This is a genomic window from Fodinibius salinus (assembly GCF_008124865.1).
Taxonomy (GTDB): Bacteria; Bacteroidota; Rhodothermia; order Balneolales; family Balneolaceae; genus Fodinibius; species Fodinibius salinus.
In genome coordinates, this window is sequence record NZ_VNHY01000001.1 from 685,616 (window position 1) to 703,454 (window position 17,839).

Annotated in this window: 14 protein-coding genes; 8 read left to right on the top strand and 6 right to left on the bottom strand. The window is 43.1% G+C overall.

Going from position 1 to position 17,839, the window contains the following annotated elements:
- Nucleotides 1-152 precede the first annotated feature (152 nt).
- From LX73_RS03120 to recC, 4 genes are all read right to left on the bottom strand, one after another.
- Nucleotides 153-848: an inorganic pyrophosphatase gene (locus LX73_RS03120; protein ID WP_148898007.1), complete on the bottom strand. Its 696-nt coding sequence runs from the start codon at nucleotides 846-848 to the stop codon at nucleotides 153-155.
- 283 nt (nucleotides 849-1,131) lie between these two features.
- Entirely contained in the window at nucleotides 1,132-2,997 is a 1,866-nt protein-coding gene (recD, locus tag LX73_RS03125; RefSeq protein WP_148898008.1) for an exodeoxyribonuclease V subunit alpha, read from the bottom strand.
- Nucleotides 2,963-6,601 (bottom strand): exodeoxyribonuclease V subunit beta, encoded by a 3,639-nt coding sequence (gene recB, locus LX73_RS03130; RefSeq protein WP_148898009.1) that lies wholly within the window; start codon nucleotides 6,599-6,601, stop codon nucleotides 2,963-2,965. Before recB ends, recD begins: the two co-directional genes overlap by 35 nt.
- Nucleotide 6,602: 1 nt before the next feature.
- Complete coding sequence (gene recC, locus LX73_RS03135; protein WP_148898010.1) at nucleotides 6,603-9,812, bottom strand: exodeoxyribonuclease V subunit gamma; 3,210 nt, start codon at nucleotides 9,810-9,812, stop codon at nucleotides 6,603-6,605.
- A 401-nt stretch (nucleotides 9,813-10,213) separates the two neighbouring features.
- Here recC and LX73_RS03140 point away from each other — a divergent pair, with 401 nt between their 5' ends.
- From LX73_RS03140 to LX73_RS03175, 8 genes are all read left to right on the top strand, one after another.
- Complete coding sequence (locus LX73_RS03140; protein ID WP_148898011.1) at nucleotides 10,214-10,618, top strand: hypothetical protein; 405 nt, start codon at nucleotides 10,214-10,216, stop codon at nucleotides 10,616-10,618.
- Nucleotides 10,619-10,796: 178 nt separating this feature from the next.
- Nucleotides 10,797-11,444 carry a hypothetical protein gene (locus LX73_RS03145; RefSeq protein WP_148898012.1) on the top strand — a complete coding sequence of 216 codons (648 nt, stop codon included), beginning with the start codon at nucleotides 10,797-10,799 and terminating at the stop codon, nucleotides 11,442-11,444.
- A gap of 228 nt (nucleotides 11,445-11,672) precedes the next feature.
- On the top strand, nucleotides 11,673-12,056 hold the full coding sequence (locus LX73_RS03150) for an ester cyclase (protein ID WP_170245567.1): 384 nt from the start codon (nucleotides 11,673-11,675) through the stop codon (nucleotides 12,054-12,056).
- Nucleotides 12,057-12,251: 195 nt separating this feature from the next.
- Nucleotides 12,252-12,683: a hypothetical protein gene (locus LX73_RS03155; RefSeq protein WP_148898014.1), complete on the top strand. Its 432-nt coding sequence runs from the start codon at nucleotides 12,252-12,254 to the stop codon at nucleotides 12,681-12,683.
- Between the two features lie 134 nt (nucleotides 12,684-12,817).
- A complete protein-coding gene (locus tag LX73_RS03160) occupies nucleotides 12,818-13,714 on the top strand; it encodes a peptidoglycan DD-metalloendopeptidase family protein (protein WP_148898015.1) in 897 nt (298 codons plus the stop codon).
- Nucleotides 13,715-14,143: 429 nt separating this feature from the next.
- Nucleotides 14,144-14,338, top strand: a complete 195-nt coding sequence (locus LX73_RS03165) for a hypothetical protein (RefSeq protein WP_148898016.1) — start codon at nucleotides 14,144-14,146, stop codon at nucleotides 14,336-14,338.
- A 14-nt stretch (nucleotides 14,339-14,352) separates the two neighbouring features.
- Complete coding sequence (locus LX73_RS03170; protein WP_148898017.1) at nucleotides 14,353-14,568, top strand: hypothetical protein; 216 nt, start codon at nucleotides 14,353-14,355, stop codon at nucleotides 14,566-14,568.
- Nucleotides 14,569-15,537: 969 nt separating this feature from the next.
- A complete protein-coding gene (locus tag LX73_RS03175) occupies nucleotides 15,538-16,185 on the top strand; it encodes a hypothetical protein (RefSeq protein ID WP_148898018.1) in 648 nt (215 codons plus the stop codon).
- A gap of 110 nt (nucleotides 16,186-16,295) precedes the next feature.
- Here the strand turns inward: LX73_RS03175 and LX73_RS12910 are convergent, their stop codons facing one another.
- Together LX73_RS12910 and LX73_RS03180 are read right to left on the bottom strand one after the other, a co-directional pair.
- Complete coding sequence (locus LX73_RS12910; RefSeq protein ID WP_170245568.1) at nucleotides 16,296-16,469, bottom strand: hypothetical protein; 174 nt, start codon at nucleotides 16,467-16,469, stop codon at nucleotides 16,296-16,298.
- A 206-nt stretch (nucleotides 16,470-16,675) separates the two neighbouring features.
- A complete protein-coding gene (locus LX73_RS03180) occupies nucleotides 16,676-17,740 on the bottom strand; it encodes a flavin monoamine oxidase family protein (RefSeq protein ID WP_148898019.1) in 1,065 nt (354 codons plus the stop codon).
- Between the last annotated feature and the right edge of the window lie 99 nt (nucleotides 17,741-17,839).

Here is a 17,839-nt window from a genome sequence, read left to right on the forward strand (position 1 = left end):
CCTGTCAGGTTTTTTATTTTAGAACCTTTTCTCAAAATACGGTGAGTAAGATAAACCGATCTCAGCGCAGAAGCGATTATGTGATATATGTTATGTAAGATCTCCCTTTAATGATTTTAAACAATCAATAAATCTTCTTTCGGAAAAAGCTCTTATTCCAACCCTGAACCAATCATTTCGAAGAGGTCTTTTTTGTCCATATCAAAATGGGTGTTATAATCTTCAATACTTCTGTTAACCACTTCTTTAGCCTCCTTTTGCCCATAGATATGGGTAATCTCGATTTCACGTTCCTCGTCGCTGAACGGACGTTCTTTATAGGTTAAAAAATAATGCGACAACCGTTCAATGATATGCTTGGGTACCTCTTGGATATCTGTCATCTCTCCGAAGGAAGCGTCGCCTTTCATCACGGCAATAATTTTGTCATCAGCCTCATCCCCATCGATCAATCGAAAACCTCCCACCGGAATGGCATCAAGAATTAAATTACCATGCGGAATATTACGCTCGGTAATCACACAAATATCCAGCGGATCTTGATCTCCCCCGATATGCTCACGTCCGGTTTTTGTGGAACAATACTCTCCTACGCTTTCAGCGCAAAGCGTTTGTGGTACAAAGCCGTATGGCAAGGGACAAATATTTGAAAAACGCTGCGGCCGATCGACCTTCAAAAAACCACTTTCTTTATCCAGCTCATACTTCATAGTATCTCCCGGTACTAGTTCTATAAATACTTTAATTACATCAGGTGATTGGTCCCCAATGTCAATTCCGTGCCAGGGATGTGGTTTTGAAAATAGTTTTGTTAAGCGTAAGAAGCGACGAATCTGATCTCGATCCATAGTTTTTTTATATAAGTTCGGGATTATTAATGCCTAAAATAAGAAAAATGCTTTGAGGTGGGAACCGTAAAAAAATAAAAGGAGCCGGGATCAACCGGCTCCTTTTTGTACGTTGGCTTTTCGGGGTACAAATCAATGGTCACTTTAGAAAAGTAACCAGGGATCAGTATGTTCAATATTTGTTACTGGGGAGATATAATATTGTTCCGATTTTTTTGAAATTTCTTTCTAAGGTTTAGTAACGAACTGCAAAGAATATTATTGAGTGCCAATCGGGGTAAAATTACGTCCACAGATGATCCCGAAGTCCCGATGAGCGACGTAATTGTGTATTAATGCTGTATTGCAGAACCGATTGCTGACCCAAGATAGAAATAGATGTGCGAGCGCGGGTAATGGCAGTGTAAATGAGCTCTCTGCTAAGTACTTTTGATCGATGATTGGGCAAAACCAACAGTACCTCATCAAATTCTGATCCCTGACTTTTATGCACGGTAAGCGCATATGCCATGCTGTGGTCGGGTAAACGTCCCGGGACAACAGATCGAACCGAATCCTCATGACGAAAGTAGATCTTCAAGTCGCCGGCTTCATCCCGCAGACAAATGCCTGTATCTCCATTACGCAGGTCTAGCGTATAGTCGTTCACATCCACAATCACCGGTTTACCTACATACCAGCGATCATATTTGGGGATAAGCCCCTGCCGCTGCAAAAGTTGTTCAGCAAGCTGGTTTAAATATTCAATGCCCCACGGACCCCGGCGATGGGCCGCCAGCATTTGGAAATCCCCAAAATAATCAAGCGCTTGTTCCGGAGAATCACTCTCAATAATCTTTTGGATATACCCCGTCAATTTCTGCTCCAACACCGAATCCAGCGCATCCTGATCCTCAATGGATACCAGCGAAGCACCCTCATAGTCATTTGAAGAGAGAACATTTATGGCCGATTCGGAAGCTCCCCTGTTCACACTTGCTGCCAACTGTGCGATGCCGCTGTCCTCATCAAAGCGATAGCTTTTAGTAAGTAAAGTGATATTGTCAATAAGCGACTTTGGATCAGCTGCAATATTCTCTTGTGGAATATCAAGCGAAATCTCAGCCAGCCAGTTCGCCATCCCCTGCGACACGTTGTTCATATCGAGATCACAAATATCACCGAGTACCGAACCGGCCTCCACCGAAGCCAACTGATCTTTATCTCCCAATAATATTACCTTTGTATCCTCAAGCAAAGCAACCATCAGTTTACTCATCAACGCCTGGTCAACCATTGAAGCCTCGTCAACAATCACCACATCATAGGGTACGGGATTTTCTTTATTATGCTTAAATACAGAGGTGTGCCTGCGTGCACCCAGCAGCTGATGTAAAGTTATGGCCTTATCAGGAATAGCAGCTCGGATATCATCCGCAATATTCAGCTCATTTTTTGCAGAAAGGATGGAATTCTTGAGCCGGGCAGCCGCTTTTCCGGTAGGTGCAGCCAGCGCAATATTAAGTGAGGCTTCCCGCTTTGAAGCTTGCTCTAACAACAGCGCCAAAATACGTACTACCGTGGAAGTCTTGCCCGTACCCGGTCCGCCGGATATAACCGAAAATTTCTTCTTTACTGCAGTAGCAGCGGCAATTTTTTGCCAGTCCGGATGTTCGGAAGTATCTTCAAAAAGGCGTTCTAATCCATCTTGCAGCAGCTCGAGGCTGATATCTTCCGTATCCTGTTCACCTCTTTTGACCAGCTGTTCTGCCAGGCGATTTTCGTACTGCCAAAGCTTGTGAAAATACAGCCGCCCGGCCTCATCCAGAATCAAAGGTTTAAAATCTCCCGGATTCCCGACGATAGGAGAATTTCTGAGCTCGTGCAGCCATGAATCCAGATCGGGAACAGGTATGGAATGATCTTCATCCGTTTCATTAAAAAGACTTTCCGAGGCATACTGCTCCAGCGGCAGACACACATCCCCTCGTCCATACAAGTGACTTGTCAGACACACCGCAAGCAATGCATCGTCGGAAATATCCTCGTACTCCTCAGCAAATAGGCGGCAAATCTCAACATCAATATCCCGGATGATGTCCTTTTCTCGAAGAGTGGATAAGTCGTTCATTAATTTACGCATCCTCTCCTCCGGTTTTAATGTATTCATCTAACTCCTTAATCCTTTTGTAATCAGGACGGTCAAAAAAGATACCTTCATTGCCCTTTTTATTCATTCCGCGAAGGAATAAATAAAAAGCACCTCCAAAATGATCTTCATATGAATAGTCATCCTGCTTATGTTTCTTCAAAAAGCGATGCAGCGCAATAGAATAAACATGATACTGTAAATCGTAAGAAGCCTCCTGCATCTCATGGATCAGATGCGGTTGTTCATAATCTGCAATACAGTCACCCAAATAATTCGTCTTGTAATCCAGTAAATAATATCGGCCGCCAAACTTAAAAGTGAGATCTATAAATCCTTTCAAAAATCCGGCGTCTGCCCTTCCCTCTTCTGAACCTGCTGAATAATCATCTCGAATAATAGAAAGCAACTTTCGGGTTTTTATATGCTCATTTTGGTAATAAAACTCCATTTCCGCATTCAAATTGTCAGTACCCAACTCTGACAGTGTGAGTCCCTCTATAGCAGGGTGTAACGATTTATGGACAACCACTTCGAGCATCTTTTGTACCACCGTACTCCACTGCTGATCGATACCATAGGTAGATAAGCTTTCATCAATAACCTTGTCGGCATCATCGAGATCTGTAAAGTCTATATTCTCAAAAATATGGTGAATACAGGTGCCGGGTTGCGGTCCCTTTGGAAAAGTAAACATCGTTTTGGGATCGTCCTCGGCAGCCACCTCAACCATATCGGGCTGATCCAAAAACTGGTCATAATCCGGCATTTCCGGATCTTCATTCATCCAGCTGGTAAGCGAAGAAAAACTGGACACGCCGTAGCTGACCTCCAGCGGCGGCGACCGATCAAAGTCCCGCGACTCTAAATTTGCTGCTTTATTACCCATAGACGATAAATCCAGCTGACCAGCATCTTCAGGTCTCTCAGGCACTCGTTTTAACGTAAAGAAATCACCATGCTCATCGCAAAGCGTACCGATGGCTTCATGGAAATCGTCGCGCGACCAGTCCCCGGCCTCCCCGTAATTCACTTTATCCATAAGTTGCGACTCGGCCAGCTTGGGATCCTGAAGCAAATAGCCCAGCGATGAAAGTTGAGAATCCGACGCAAACTGCCACGTCAGATACAGGCATTGCTGAGCCCGGGTCATAGCTACGTAGGCCAGCCGCAGACTTTCGGCCTGTTGTTCCCGGTAATTATAAAATCTCTGCTCTTCCCGATCGTCTCCCTTTTCACCGTATAAATCCAGGTAAGCCGTATCATTATCATCCGGTCGGTGATAAACCATTGGATTAGTTTCTCTTGTAATATGAGGACCGTGCCACAAAAACGGGCAAAATACAATGGGATATTGCAATCCCTTACTTTTGTGCATCGTTACAATTTTAACAAGCTCCTCATCGCTTTCCAGCCGCAGCTGCTCTTCATCCTGCTTACTGCTGCTATTTTCCTGCCGCTTTCGGGCCAGCCATTGCAGCAGACTCCGGGCCCCTTCTTTATGATTCCGGGATTCCTCCTGCAGCAATTCGCCCAGATGTAACAGGTTTGTAAGACGCCGTTCGCCATTGGAATAGTCAATGATATGTTCCGCCATGTTCAGCTCGGCCATCAACGATCGAAACATGGGCGCAAATCCCTGGTGTTGCCACTGCCGGTGCCATTCTCCAAACTGATCGAGCACATCGATCCACTGCTGCTGCTCTTCTTCGATCTCAAGCAATTGATTAGCGGTATAGCCGGAGAGCGGCAGTGAAAGTGCAGTCTTTACTAACGTTTCGTTGGATGGTTCGGCCACAGCCTTCAATAGTTGTCCCAGCTGCTTTGCCTCATCGCTCTCAAACACACTTTGGTCACTGTGGCGCACGCTTTTGATATCCAACTCCTGAAGAGCATCATTGACCAGGTCGGCCTGTTTATGCTTACGCACCAACACCGCAATATCTTTGGCCTCCACCGGCTCTCCACCGATGGTAATCTGCCGGTTTCTGCCCCCTTCCAGCAATCGAGCGATCTCACGGGCGGTATCTTTGGCCGCCTGCTTACGCGCTTCTTTTTTGTTAAGCTTATCCTGTCCCGGCTCAGAAAGTCGGCGAAAACGGATAGCGGGACGCTCCTGGCCGTACTCCAACAAAGAATCATACCTTTCCTCATCCCAGCCCGGTTCCACCTTGTTATATTCAATCTCATTTTCTATTAAAAAGGGATTCTCGTGTCCGCCCCAAAAGGCATTTACCCCTTTAAGCAGATTAGGAACCGATCGAAAGTTGCGATCTAGTTTAAAGCGATTTTCTTCAGGAGCATCTTTCCGCGCCTTGATATAAGAATACACATCCGCCCCGCGAAAGCTGTAAATCGATTGTTTGGGATCGCCGATCATAAACAAAGCACCTTCATCCGCATCCCGATAAATCCGCCGAAAAATATCATACTGATTGGGATCAGTATCCTGAAACTCATCTACCATAGCGATGGGATACTTGTCACGCATTTTCTGCGCCAGCTGCTGGCCTCGTTGCTCATCCAACAGCGCATTACGCAATCTCAGCAATAAATCATCATACGACAGTACCTGCTGCTCTTCTTTCTTTTGATTGAGTTCACTGCGGAGGTAAGTGAGAAGCTCTTTTTTAAACGATACATCAAAATCAGAAAGTCGATGAGCAATCTGCTGATATTCATCAGCCAATTTAAAAAATAAGTGTTGAGGTGGCTGGGTGCTCTTCTCTCGTGCAGCTTTCTTCAAGCTGTTGTCAATACGGCTCTGTGTAAAACGGTCGAACTGGTCAAATATTTCGACCGTAGCCGTATCAGACTGAAAGATCACATCCATCTTAGAAAACCAATTTTCAAGCCAGCTCGAGCGATAATTACTCATTTCATCTCTGCCAAGCAGTGCCCGTATATCCGCTCGCTGCTCACTCCAAAGTTCTCTCATCTTGGTATGAAGCTCCTGAAGCTCTCGAAGCTGAGCATCTACATGTTCCAATTGGATATCCTCCGGCAAGATATGCAGATAGGGCTTACCAATATAATTTTCCAGCTCACCGGCCAGTGAGTCCGGCCCTATGCCCTTGTCGTCCAATAATTTAAGCAGCGGGTGTTTTTCGGGATTTTCTGTGGCCTCAGCCATCCACCTGCGCCAGTAGTCATCAACAGCTTCCTGCACCAGCTCAGTATCTTCGCCAATCATCTCGGCGTCGTACATTGCCCTGCTTTCAAAAGCCCGCTCTTGGAGCGACTGGTAGCAAAAACCGTGAATGGTATAAATGGCAGCCTCATCAAAATTGCGGACAGCCTGTTCCAGTTTTTTAATGGCAGCGCTGCTGTCCGTCACCTTTTGAAGGAGCTCGGTAAGAAACTGGTCGTGTTTGTCATCACCGGTTACTTCTGCTGCCCGAAGAATAGAAATAGATTTCCGTATCCGCCGCAAAAGCCCATCTTTGAGCTCCTTGGTGGCCGCTTCGGTATAGGTTACTACTAAAATTTTATTAACGGGCATATCTAGCTCAATAATCGCGCGGATGTAAAGCGACATGATATTATACGTCTTGCCGGTTCCCGCACTGGCTTCTACCAGGTTTATGCCCGAGAAATCAATATCAAAAGGTTCAAGTACATCCATATCAGGACTCCCCTCGCTTTAGTGCCTCAAAATACGGTTCCCAAAATCCACAGCTTATTGCTCTAAAGTCAGAGTCTTCAAGCGGCTCCCGGCCATCGGTAACCAACTTATTACTGGGATCCTCTTTTTCCCCCGTATAATTATACCCGCTCTCCCACTTCTTTTGCGCCCGACTGACGGCCGCTTCCTCGTCTTTTTCATCCTGCAATATCGATTCAGCGTAGGCATAAGAGGATTTACAGTAGAAATCAAGCGGACACTGCATCCCCTGCCAAAACCAATCCAGCAAATCAGACAGTATGGCGTTGGGATCTTCAACTGGCGCCAGAGTTTGTTGCTGCAGAGCAGTGTCCTCCCAGTTCAACATCAGGCTCTTTCCCGAATGCCCGTCCGGTTTAACCCGCTGAAACAACAAGTGCCGAATCCAGAAATCGACCTTATCTTTGGGGCGCGCCTTACCAAAACGGTACTGTAATTTTAGTTGGGGAAAAACATCCCCGAGTACTCCTGTTATTCGAAATCCGTTGACCTGAATATCAACCTCGCAATCCGGCAGCTGCTGCCGGTTCAATTGCTGCTGAATAGCGTTTCCAAACTCTCGAGCCTCCGAAGCTTTCTGCTGATACACTTGCTTGCCGCTCCATCCCTCGGGGAGCCAATCCCGAGACTGCATGACCTTCTCATAGCTTTCCAGCGGCTGCTCTTTCAAAAACTGCTCCAGCAATGCCTGCTCTACGCGATACTTATCAAGCCGTTCCAGAGCAAACAGTTCCCGATCTTCGGTGAGTACCTCCTCCTCATCTAGATAAATCCCCAACCGGTTTCGCAGCAAAAATTTAGCCGGATGCTGAAAGAAAGAAATCAAATTACCTATCGACAGCTTTTTCCAATCATCGTCCGGTTCCGGCAGCTCACCATCTATAAACGACTTAGATTCTCCACGATTCCCCACTAACCGCTGACCAATTTTTTGCTGTGATTGTGAATAAGAAAACAGCTGACCATCCATAAAATACCTCGGACTAAAGGCCTGCAGGCGATGCTCAGTGACCATGTCGCCGGATGACAATCCGTAGGAGTCTTCCAGGTAGTCCAGGAATTCAGCAAGAATGACCGAAGGCGGAAAATCGGCATCCTGGCGATTGCTCTGCCCTACATAACTAAAATACAGGATGCTGCGGGCAGAAATCAGGTTCTCCAGGAACAGGTATCGATCTTCTTCGGCCTGCACCGGATCTCCGGGCTGCGGATCCAAATGCATAAGATCAAACTCAATGGGGATGTTGGATCGAGGAAAAGCATCTTCATTCATCCCAATTATACCAATCATCTCAAAAGGGATACTCCGCATCGGCTTAAGCGAACTAAAGGTCACCCCGCGCCCCAGACGGCCACCGCCTGTCGTCTGCTCCTGGAGCTGTTCCTGCAGCCACAGCCGGACAACCTGAAAGGGAACACGGCCGTCAAATGCCGCTAAGTCAGCTTGCTCAGTTAACGTATTCAAGGCCTCCCGAATCTTCGAAATTTCCCAATAATAATCCCGGTTATCGGGGAGAAACCGGTCCGGTATTTTCGTCAATTCTTCCTTCCACCGAGATATTGATTTCTCCTTTCCAACCAAATCATTAATCTGAAATAAAGCCTGCATAAATCGCGAAAAGCGTCCGGCCAGGGCCGCATCATCAGAAGTTTCAATCTCCTCGTATGGAAAAATATCGTCAAATAAATGCTCCTCATCAGAATTCATAGTATAGCCCAGCAACATGCGCTGGAGTCCCGATTTCCAGGTAAAATGATCACTTTCCGGCAAATTCATCTGTTGCTTAAAGTTCCCGTCGATGCCCCAGCGAATTCTGTTATCCTCAACCCATTTCTCCAGTCGATTCAAATCATCATCACTAAAACCAAACACCTCACGAACAGGAACAGCATCCAACAGGTCAAACACATCCGTAATCTTGAATCGGCTACCGCACAACTCAAGAATCTTCAACAATGACTGGGTCGCCGGACGATCACCCTGAATGCCGCGATCGGCAATGCTATACGGAATTCCCGGCTGTCCCTCATCCGGTGCCTCAAATACCGCCTCAATCATTGGTGCATAGGTCTCTATATCCGGCGTCATAATAAGAATATCATCCGGATTGAGCCCGGGATTTTCATCCAGCACGGCCAGCAGCTGATCGTAGAGCACTTCCACTTCGCGCATGGGACTGTGGCAGGAATGCACCCGGATAGACGTATCCATGGGCGGCCCATCCGGCTCCGAATCCGAAGGCCGTTTATCTCGTACTAGATCCGACTGAACCTCATTAAAGACCGAAGAATTATCAGTATGATCCGTATTTTCGACCGACCGGTACTCAATCTCCGCCCGGGCAGGAAACAGCGACATAAAGGTGGTGCCCTGTTTGCCCAGCGACTGCAGCAATGGATTCCGAAAATTATCGCAGTCTTTGACACCGGGATCTATATTCAACTGATAAAAATCAACCGGAATAAGATCCGAGAGCTCGGTAAGAATGCGAACAGATACCTGCGGCAATGAAGATACCCCAAATACCGAAATGCGTTCAGGAAGGGGGTCTGTATCCAATTCCCGGCTCCTAATCTGATCCAATAATTTTTGCTGCAATCGAGCCCGGTGGATTTTATCTTCGTCATGCGATTTTTTCCAGTGATCGAAGAGCCGGTTCCACAGCTGCATCTGCCACCGTTCAGCCGGCCAGTCAGTTTTCAGCTCCTCTTTTTCCCATTGGCCAATCATTTCGGGACGATAAATGAGGTACTGGTCAAAAACATCCGCAATTTTTTCGCTGAGCTTCCAGCTGCGCAACACCTGTTGTTGTGGGTTCTCATCCCGTATATAATGCCGCAGGTTATCGAACTCATCCAGGAAAGTATCATCCTGGAAAAGTGTCATTAGTGTCCACGTCATGGGTCCCCGATCGGATGGCAAAGTCTGGGGAATATCATCGTCCATAAGACGAATAAGGCTCCAGATGCGCTCAGAGGGAAACTCAAACTTTAGGTTGGCAGATATCCCCTGCCGGCGGGCCATATGCAGCGACAGCCACTGCCCGATGCCGTGGTTCTGCACCACAAAAATTTCCGGCTCCAGCAGATTTTCCCGGGCATTATCATCCAGCTCTTCAAGCAATTGATCTGCTAGATCTTCTAATTTTGTGCTGTGATAAACGTTAAGCATTCAGCCTCACTCGATATGACATCCGTCGATTTCTAAGTGATATCAAAAACCGAAAAAAGCGCGTTAAAGTAAACCCCGGGTTGGGTATTTGTTCATAGTTATTAGGTACTTGTTATTGGTTATTCGTTATTTGTTGCGAGGGATCTTTATTCATAGCAATTATTGTTTGGGCGGTATCAACGATGAATGTGTCTCATAGGCAGGCCGTCATGTTATGTCAACATGTTATAGCACATGGCTGCACCATAATATGCCCCTATAATATTCGATTTTGCCCTTAACAGCCTTTTATACAACTTACGATCGTTGAACAATAATATTATTATGCAATCACCTAGTTGCGATAATCATAGGTTAGCCGTACTTCAACTTAATTTTAATCTAAATCGGGGTAAGTAGTTATGAAAAGAATAATTTCTTTGTGCGCTTTTTTAATTTTATTATCTGGCTGTGCAAGTGATTTCTATACTAACCTTCAGAATGAATCCGAAGGTGAAGAATATGGGAACTTAGCAGTCAAATTATCGGAACCTGTAAATGGTGTAAATGTGACTATTGACGGAGAGTTAATCGCAAGAGATAAAAATACTGAGTACATAAAAGTAGATAATGTACCTGTAGGTGAACGTTCCGTTAATGTTGATGCTACCAGTTCGGATTTAAAAAGTAACATAAATTTAGAGGAAACTGTTAACATTCAAACAAATGAAACGGAGACTTTGTTGGTACAAGTTCCACCTAAAAGTACAGGCTATTGGATTTATATGAGTCTAGCGTTACTGCCAACATTAATAATTGTTTACTAATCTCAGAAAAGTACGCCTAACCCGCGCATTAAGTGGGACGTGCCTCGCCGTTGGCTGTCAGTTTCGATTTGGTCAGTTTCCGTAGTACATTTTAAAACTAATTCAAGGCTGTTTTGCACGCCCCTTATGCGCAAGGTCGTTATACCACCAAATAGTCATTTTGAATAAAAAAATCATCATGTCTATTCTAAACAGAAAATACTGGAGAATACTTGAGCAATGGAGCCCTATCCTTTTTTATTTTGCAGGAATTATTTTTCTACTAAGCTCACTGCAAAATTTTATTGGTCCGATTCCTTACCTATCATTTTTGGGTTATATTCCTATTGGTAGTATTCTATCATTAATTGGTGTACTCAGTTTGTACCCAAATCTTTCAAAGAAAGCACCAAACTTGGCACGTGCTGGTTTTTTATTTTTGGTAGTTTCTGTAATTACTATCGTAAGTATTTCTATAATAAGCCCTTTGCTAAAACTTAATCCAGATCAATCTGTCATTCCAGATTTTATATTGCCTTTCTTTACTTATGGGCAGCTTACTACAGTTTTTCTCACTTATCTTTTATTTGGAGTTGCAGTATTTAAGTCAAGTTACTACACTCAAATTCTTGGATACTTATTGTTGCTACCTGCTTTATTAGTAGCTGGTGAGTTGCTAATCTTAAATCAACAAGCTCAAGGGAAAATTATTAAATGGTTTTTCATCACAGCGCTAAGTATACAGGCTTTGGATTCTTTGGGAATCGGGTATGTAATTTATAAACAAAGTGAAGCTGCACATACTAAAATTGATAGCGTTTATTCAAGAATAAAAGAGATGGTATAACCCGCGCATTAACGCGGATGCACCTCGCCTACTCTGCCCGTTTTGTTTTCTGAATGCCAACTAGTAAACTGTAATCGAATTTAAACTGTTCCGTGCGCCGGTTAAGCGCAAGGTCGTTATACTGCTTGATTTAAATTCAGCCCATTAATTACAATTTTAATCAAAAGTAAATTTTTTGAGGTTTTGTTTATGAATGTTCAACAAATCAAAGAACTATCATCGAGTTACATGAAAATTTGGAATGCTGGAGAGGAAAATTTGCTCAATGAATTTGCTGCTGATGATTTAATAGTTAACTACACACATTTTGAAAATACATATACCAGCATTTCTGAATACAAATCAATGCTACAACAAACCCATGAATTTTTTCCCGATTTAGAAATTACATTAGAAGAAATAATTCCAAGTGAAAATGGACATGGTGCCACAATACATTGGGAATACAATGGAACTCATAAAAATGGCAACTTATTTGGCGTTGACTCATCAGGAAAGAAAGTAACTGTACAGGGAATGACGTTGCTTAAATTTCAAAATGGAAAGGTTGTAGAAGAAAAAGGAATAGTAGATAATTTAAGCTTGATGATGCAATTAGGAGCAATAGGTTAAAAAAATGTTGCTTCAATTAATAGTTAATCGCAGTATAACCCGCGCATTATGTGGGACGTGCCTCGCCATCGTTTGGCGATTTCGATTTAGTCAGTTTACGTAGTACATTTTAAAATAAATTTAACGCGACTTTGCACGCCCCTTATGCGCAATGTCGTTAGGCGTAAATAGAGTACAACTAAAAATTAAGGACATATGTTCTTTGAATCTGACTTTCACGAAATATTTATTCCAGCATTTTTTGCAGTAGTATTATGCATGGTTGGTTATTATTACTGGCAGGGACAAAGAAAAAATGAATTAGAACAAGCAATCTCACTGCTTAAAGTCAATACTTTTGCTGTGGGTCTTTTAGCGATATTGCTATGGTTTTTGCTTCCTTCCACTCCCTCACTTAGTAGTTTTGGGTTCCCAGAAACAGTAAAAGAAATAGAATCTAAAGAACAGTTGCTCAACTATTTGCAGGAGTACAATCAAGCTATCGTTCGTATCACTCAAGTAGTATATTGGTTCATTTTTATTATTGTTTGGTGGTTTTTGGCTGCTGTCTATTCTGTTACAAAAGTACTTAACAACCAACAAGGCAAAGAATATTTTAAAACCGTAAAAGAGAAATTTTCCGCCTAACCCGCGCATTAAGTGGGACGTGCCTCGCCTATCCTGCCCGTTTTCATTTCTTTCTGCCAAATAGTAAACTGTAACCAAATTTACTCTGGCCTGTGCGCCGGTTATGCGCAAAGTCGTTATACAGAGTTAAGTTTATGAGCAATTTAAGTCTTTTAACAACGCAACTAATACTTCCTCTTCTCTTCATTTTATGGCTCTGGGGCCGCAGGCATTCAAGTCGGACCCATTGGGTACTGCAAGTTCTTGCCACTACATCGGTAGTATCTTTTTCTCTTGTTGTAGGAGCACAAGCTTGGACGAGTATTTACATAGGTAGCCTTTGGTTAATCTTGCTAATTGTTGCTTTTTTAAAATCATTTTTTAGGCTGTCTGAAAACTGGAAGGCCTTCAAATTAGGCGAAGGGTGGGAAGAAAAAATTTTTACAGTCACAAATATTTTAATTTGCATAATCTTTTTACCGTTGAACATCTATGCCTTTACAGGTTATTTCTCAGTTTCAGAATCGGTAGATTTAGGTTTCCCATTAAGAAACGGAGTTTATATTGTAGGTCACGGAGGTAGTAATCCATTAATCAACTATCATAATACAAATAATAGACAGCGGTATGCTCTTGATATCTCCAAGATCAATGCCTACGGAACTCGAGCTAAGGGCCTTTATCCCAAACAACTTAAATCGTATGCCGTTTATGGAGACACCGTTTATAGTCCATGTAAGGGAAAAATACAAAAAACGGTTTCCAATTTGGCAGACTATACGCCCCCAAAGCGTAATAAAGAGCATCCTGCTGGGAATCATGTTATTATTAAATGCGATGAAGTTCGCATTTTCTTAGCGCATTTGATGCAAAGAAGTATTGTTGTAGATAGCGGAAATGTGATCAATCAGGATGTTCCAATCGGACGTGTAGGAAATTCGGGAAACACATCAGAGCCTCATTTGCATATTCACGCCGTCCAAAACGAAAAAGGCATCCCCATTACTTTCAATGGCCGGTTTCTGGTTAGAAATAGTCTTATATGGAGGTAATCTTATAGAAACTCTTATAACCCGCGCATTAAGTTGGACGCACTTACCCTCCCTTGCTCTTTTTGATTTCTATGGTACAAATAGGAAACTAGAAATTGGCTTTCTTTTTATTCGCAACTCATACATCAGATCGTTAGATAGCTAAGTTGACAACCAGTAATAATAAAACGAACGTTCTATTTATTAAAAACAGCTCCCATTCTGATGTCACTAATATTCTATAAGTAAAGATAGAATCTAGGCTTGATGGAAAGTTCAGTTAAAAAAGTATAAAACCGTTACATCAGCATTGGCAATTCCATTTTTTCTGTGGACGATGGCCTTCACATTTACCGGCTTTATTCTATCGCAAGCAGATTCACCCATAACAGTGCCCTATGAGGTTGCTTGGTTTGCTCAGTTCAGTCTACTGTCACGGCTATCTTACTGGTGTGGACCAAGAAAGGTACAAGTAGCGGCAAAGAGCTAATAAGCCGGCTGATGCGCTGGCGTATTAATCCAACATGGTACGCCGTTGTGCTTTTTACGGCTCCCACTTTGGCTACTTTGGTCTTGTTGTTTAATTATATGTTAGGATTTGAAACCACAGAATGGGCTATACTCGGTTCATGGGCAGAACTGTGACAGCATATTGGGATATGCAAATTCAGGGACCGGAGGGCCCACTTCAGGTAATTGATAGTTATACACAGGTAAGCTCTTCGAAGATCACAGTAATTATAATCGTCGCATTTGCCATCGTAGCAGACGGCTTACCTGAGGAACCGGGATGGAGAGGATATGACTACCTAAAATCCAAGAACCCCATACTCCACTTGCCACGGGTAATCATCGCCCTATATGCGGCACTCTGACATATTGCTTTTCTGTCAATGGTAAGGAACACATTGTAGAGTCCATCGCTGAAAAAAGCCGCAGTTCAACTCAGTTCTTTTTAAGGATGTTCAACACTCCCATTCAAGAGAAAAAGTCTTACAGAAAATATTGCGAATATCTCTCAAACCTTTTGCTGAAGCAACAAAAAAAAGACCAATTAACAATGAAAATTCGCCTGTAGAGTGAAACCCAAGAATCCGAAAAAATACGTGGGATTCTCAAAGAGAATTATGCCAACATCCAAAAGAAAATCATGGGCTTCCTTGAAGAACACGCACCCAAGAACAAAGAGGAACAGAACGTTCCGTTGAAGAATCAGCCCGAATTATTATTGCCACTTACCAAGACCTGGTCTTGCAGATGATCCTGAATGAGAACGTAAGTCCAGCGAATTTCATGGGCTATTTGGCGTATTTATTTACAAATCACGATTCATTAAGAAAAATACTGTAACAATGCTTTATCCCAATTAGTATAATTTCAAAACAACTTACCAACAAATAATCTAACTGACATGAAATATTTAATATTTCTGTTTTCTCACTAATGTTTCACACTCCTAATCTCACACGATGGCACCATTAAAAATACAGCCTTAAACTATATTGAAGACTGTATACGGGAAATGTGGAGTGGATGGACGAAGCATCCACCCCAAAATCGCAAAACGATTAGTGGGTCAAAGTCCAAAGAATGGCAACTGGGTGGTCTCTGAGCAAGATGCCTAAACACTAATAAAGTATACTGAAAAAGGTGCTGGTACTCGAGTTCCAGAAAATAACCGACCAAAAGACTATCTGGAAAAGTAACTGATTGTACCTTACGAAGGTGGGGAAAATAGCCCGAGAATTTGTTTTACAAAATTGGTTGGCGGACATCAAAGCCTTGACTGTTGATGAAGACTGGAGCGGGCCAAAGTTTGTTAATCGCAAGAAAGACCGAAATTGATGAATTCTTTTATACAGAAAATTAAAAATAAGATATGGACACAGCTTCTCATCATTTATACGCGATACCTCATTGGCGGGGCTTTTGTCTTTGCCAGTATAATCAAGGTAAAAGGCAAACGGTTTACAACAGAAAGTGGGGCTGAGTATTCTATTGATACGGCTTGGCATTTATTTGAAACGATGTATCAGTCGGGACTATATTGGCAATTCTTGGGTATTAGTCAATTGGTCGCCGGCTTCCTGCTTATGACACAGCGTTACTCAAAGCTGGGAGCACTGCTGTTTTTACCAATTATCGGCAATATATTTGTGATCACACTCTCCTATTATTTTGCTTATACACCGGTTTTAACCGGCATGATGCTTGTTGCCAATTTGATGCTCGTCGCATGGGATTGGAATGAACTGAAGGTACTTTTTAACCGAACCCCAGTGATGAGTTCCGATAATAGACTTGAAAATAAACCTGTGTGGGAATGGACTGGTTTGGCGCTTTTTATATTTACGGCCATCTACCACGTAATTAACAATGGGCATGATATCAAATTCTGGAGTCTCATCTGTATCCTCATAGGATTGGTTGGTTTAGGAATCGGACTCTGGAAACACAAGATAAATGCCGACTCCATCTCTTTAGGCAAATAGTCTTTCCTGTTATTATCACACAAAACGAAACATGGGAAAGTGAAGATGCCTTTCTCAATTATTGCGTGCTCTATATTTTCTGTTTCCGCCACTGTCCTTATCCCCCGATATCAGTTGTTAGAGCACTTGGCCACCGACTTTACGGGGCCGTCAAAGCTGCCAAAGAGATCTTGCAACAATCGGCAGCTGGTGGGTAGGTTGGCCTCCCTAATTACTTTTACGTAGCCATTAATTGCTACATTTACCATACCATTAGTATGAAGAGCGATTCCTCTGTAAGTCATGAGGTCTTCCTTGGATCAGTTATAGTTGATTATCGCTAATCTAAGTGCCCCCCGAATGCTCAGGCTTTTTAGAAAGATCTCGCGCATTAACACAGCAAGTCACGCCATCTGCTTGCCTCCCTTTCATTTATTAGCTAATCTATCATTTTCAAATTAATTCGAGATTCTTGCGTCTGCCCCTTATGCCAAGGTCGTTAGTCCATCACTTATAAGCTGGAAAGAGATTGTTTAAGTTGACGGACAGCACGGTGAGCACTTTCAACCACGCCATCCATATAACCTGGAAATTCTGTTGCGGTTTCTGATCCTGCAATGAGTAACCGTTTATCAAGAAAAGCTTTTTGGAATATGGCGTGACCGTTGTGTTGATGTGGTACAATAGGTTGTTCGTAATTGCTGTAGGAAAAGGGCTCTTTTTGCCAAACCAATTCCCGATATGATTGGTAGCTGTCAACCTTCCCGCCGTAGAATCGGCGGAGTTGTTCAATGACTAATTGCTTTCGCTCTTCACGAGATACAGCTTGATAATCATTATTCATAAATCCCTTTAAGGCGTATTGGTTATCAGTTGAGTGATCATACATTTCACTAACAGGGCCCACATTGCTAAAGATCGTCCCGCTTGAATCTGTATTTCGCCAAAAAGGTTCATCAAAGGTGAGAGCGACTTTGATGGATTCCGCCATCCAGGTATGTGTTTGGGAGGCAATATGCGTAAGCTCCTCAGGTAGAGAAGGAGAAAAATCAACATTATCGACCAAAAGTTTAGGTGGGAGTGTGCTAATTGCGACATCAGCCTTGAAAAGGTCATTTTCTGTCTCAATTACTAACTTTGTATCGGTTTGCCGAATGGTTTGTACCGCTTGGTCTATATGAATTTGTCTTTGGTCAAGCCCCTCTTCCAATGTTTGGATTACGTTGTCCGTTCCACCTGCAATTCGGTAACTCGGTTCTTCGTTTGGTGGTAAATCAACAAGCTGTGGCGGTGAAACTGACATAGGCTCGTAGTATCCTTTGTCTCCCATATATTGCTGGTAAATATCGATACCTAGATCATCTAATAAATCCAGTAAATGACGATGCTTTTTCCCCAGCCAAGTAGCTCCCATCTCTATGGGAGGTTCATCATCTGATCTCAATGTATATATACGTCCCCCCAGCCGATTTCTTGCTTCTATAATTTGAGGTCTTAATCCTTCTTTTTGGAGTAAATAAGCGATGAGCAGACCAGAAAAGCCGCCTCCGATAATGACAATATTAGAAGTTTTCATAACAGTGTTAAGTGACGAGCATTAAAGAGAATGAAAGGTATAGATTCGGAGGTGTTGGCACAAACCTGGCCGTGAATGGCTAACCCGAACATTAAGCGG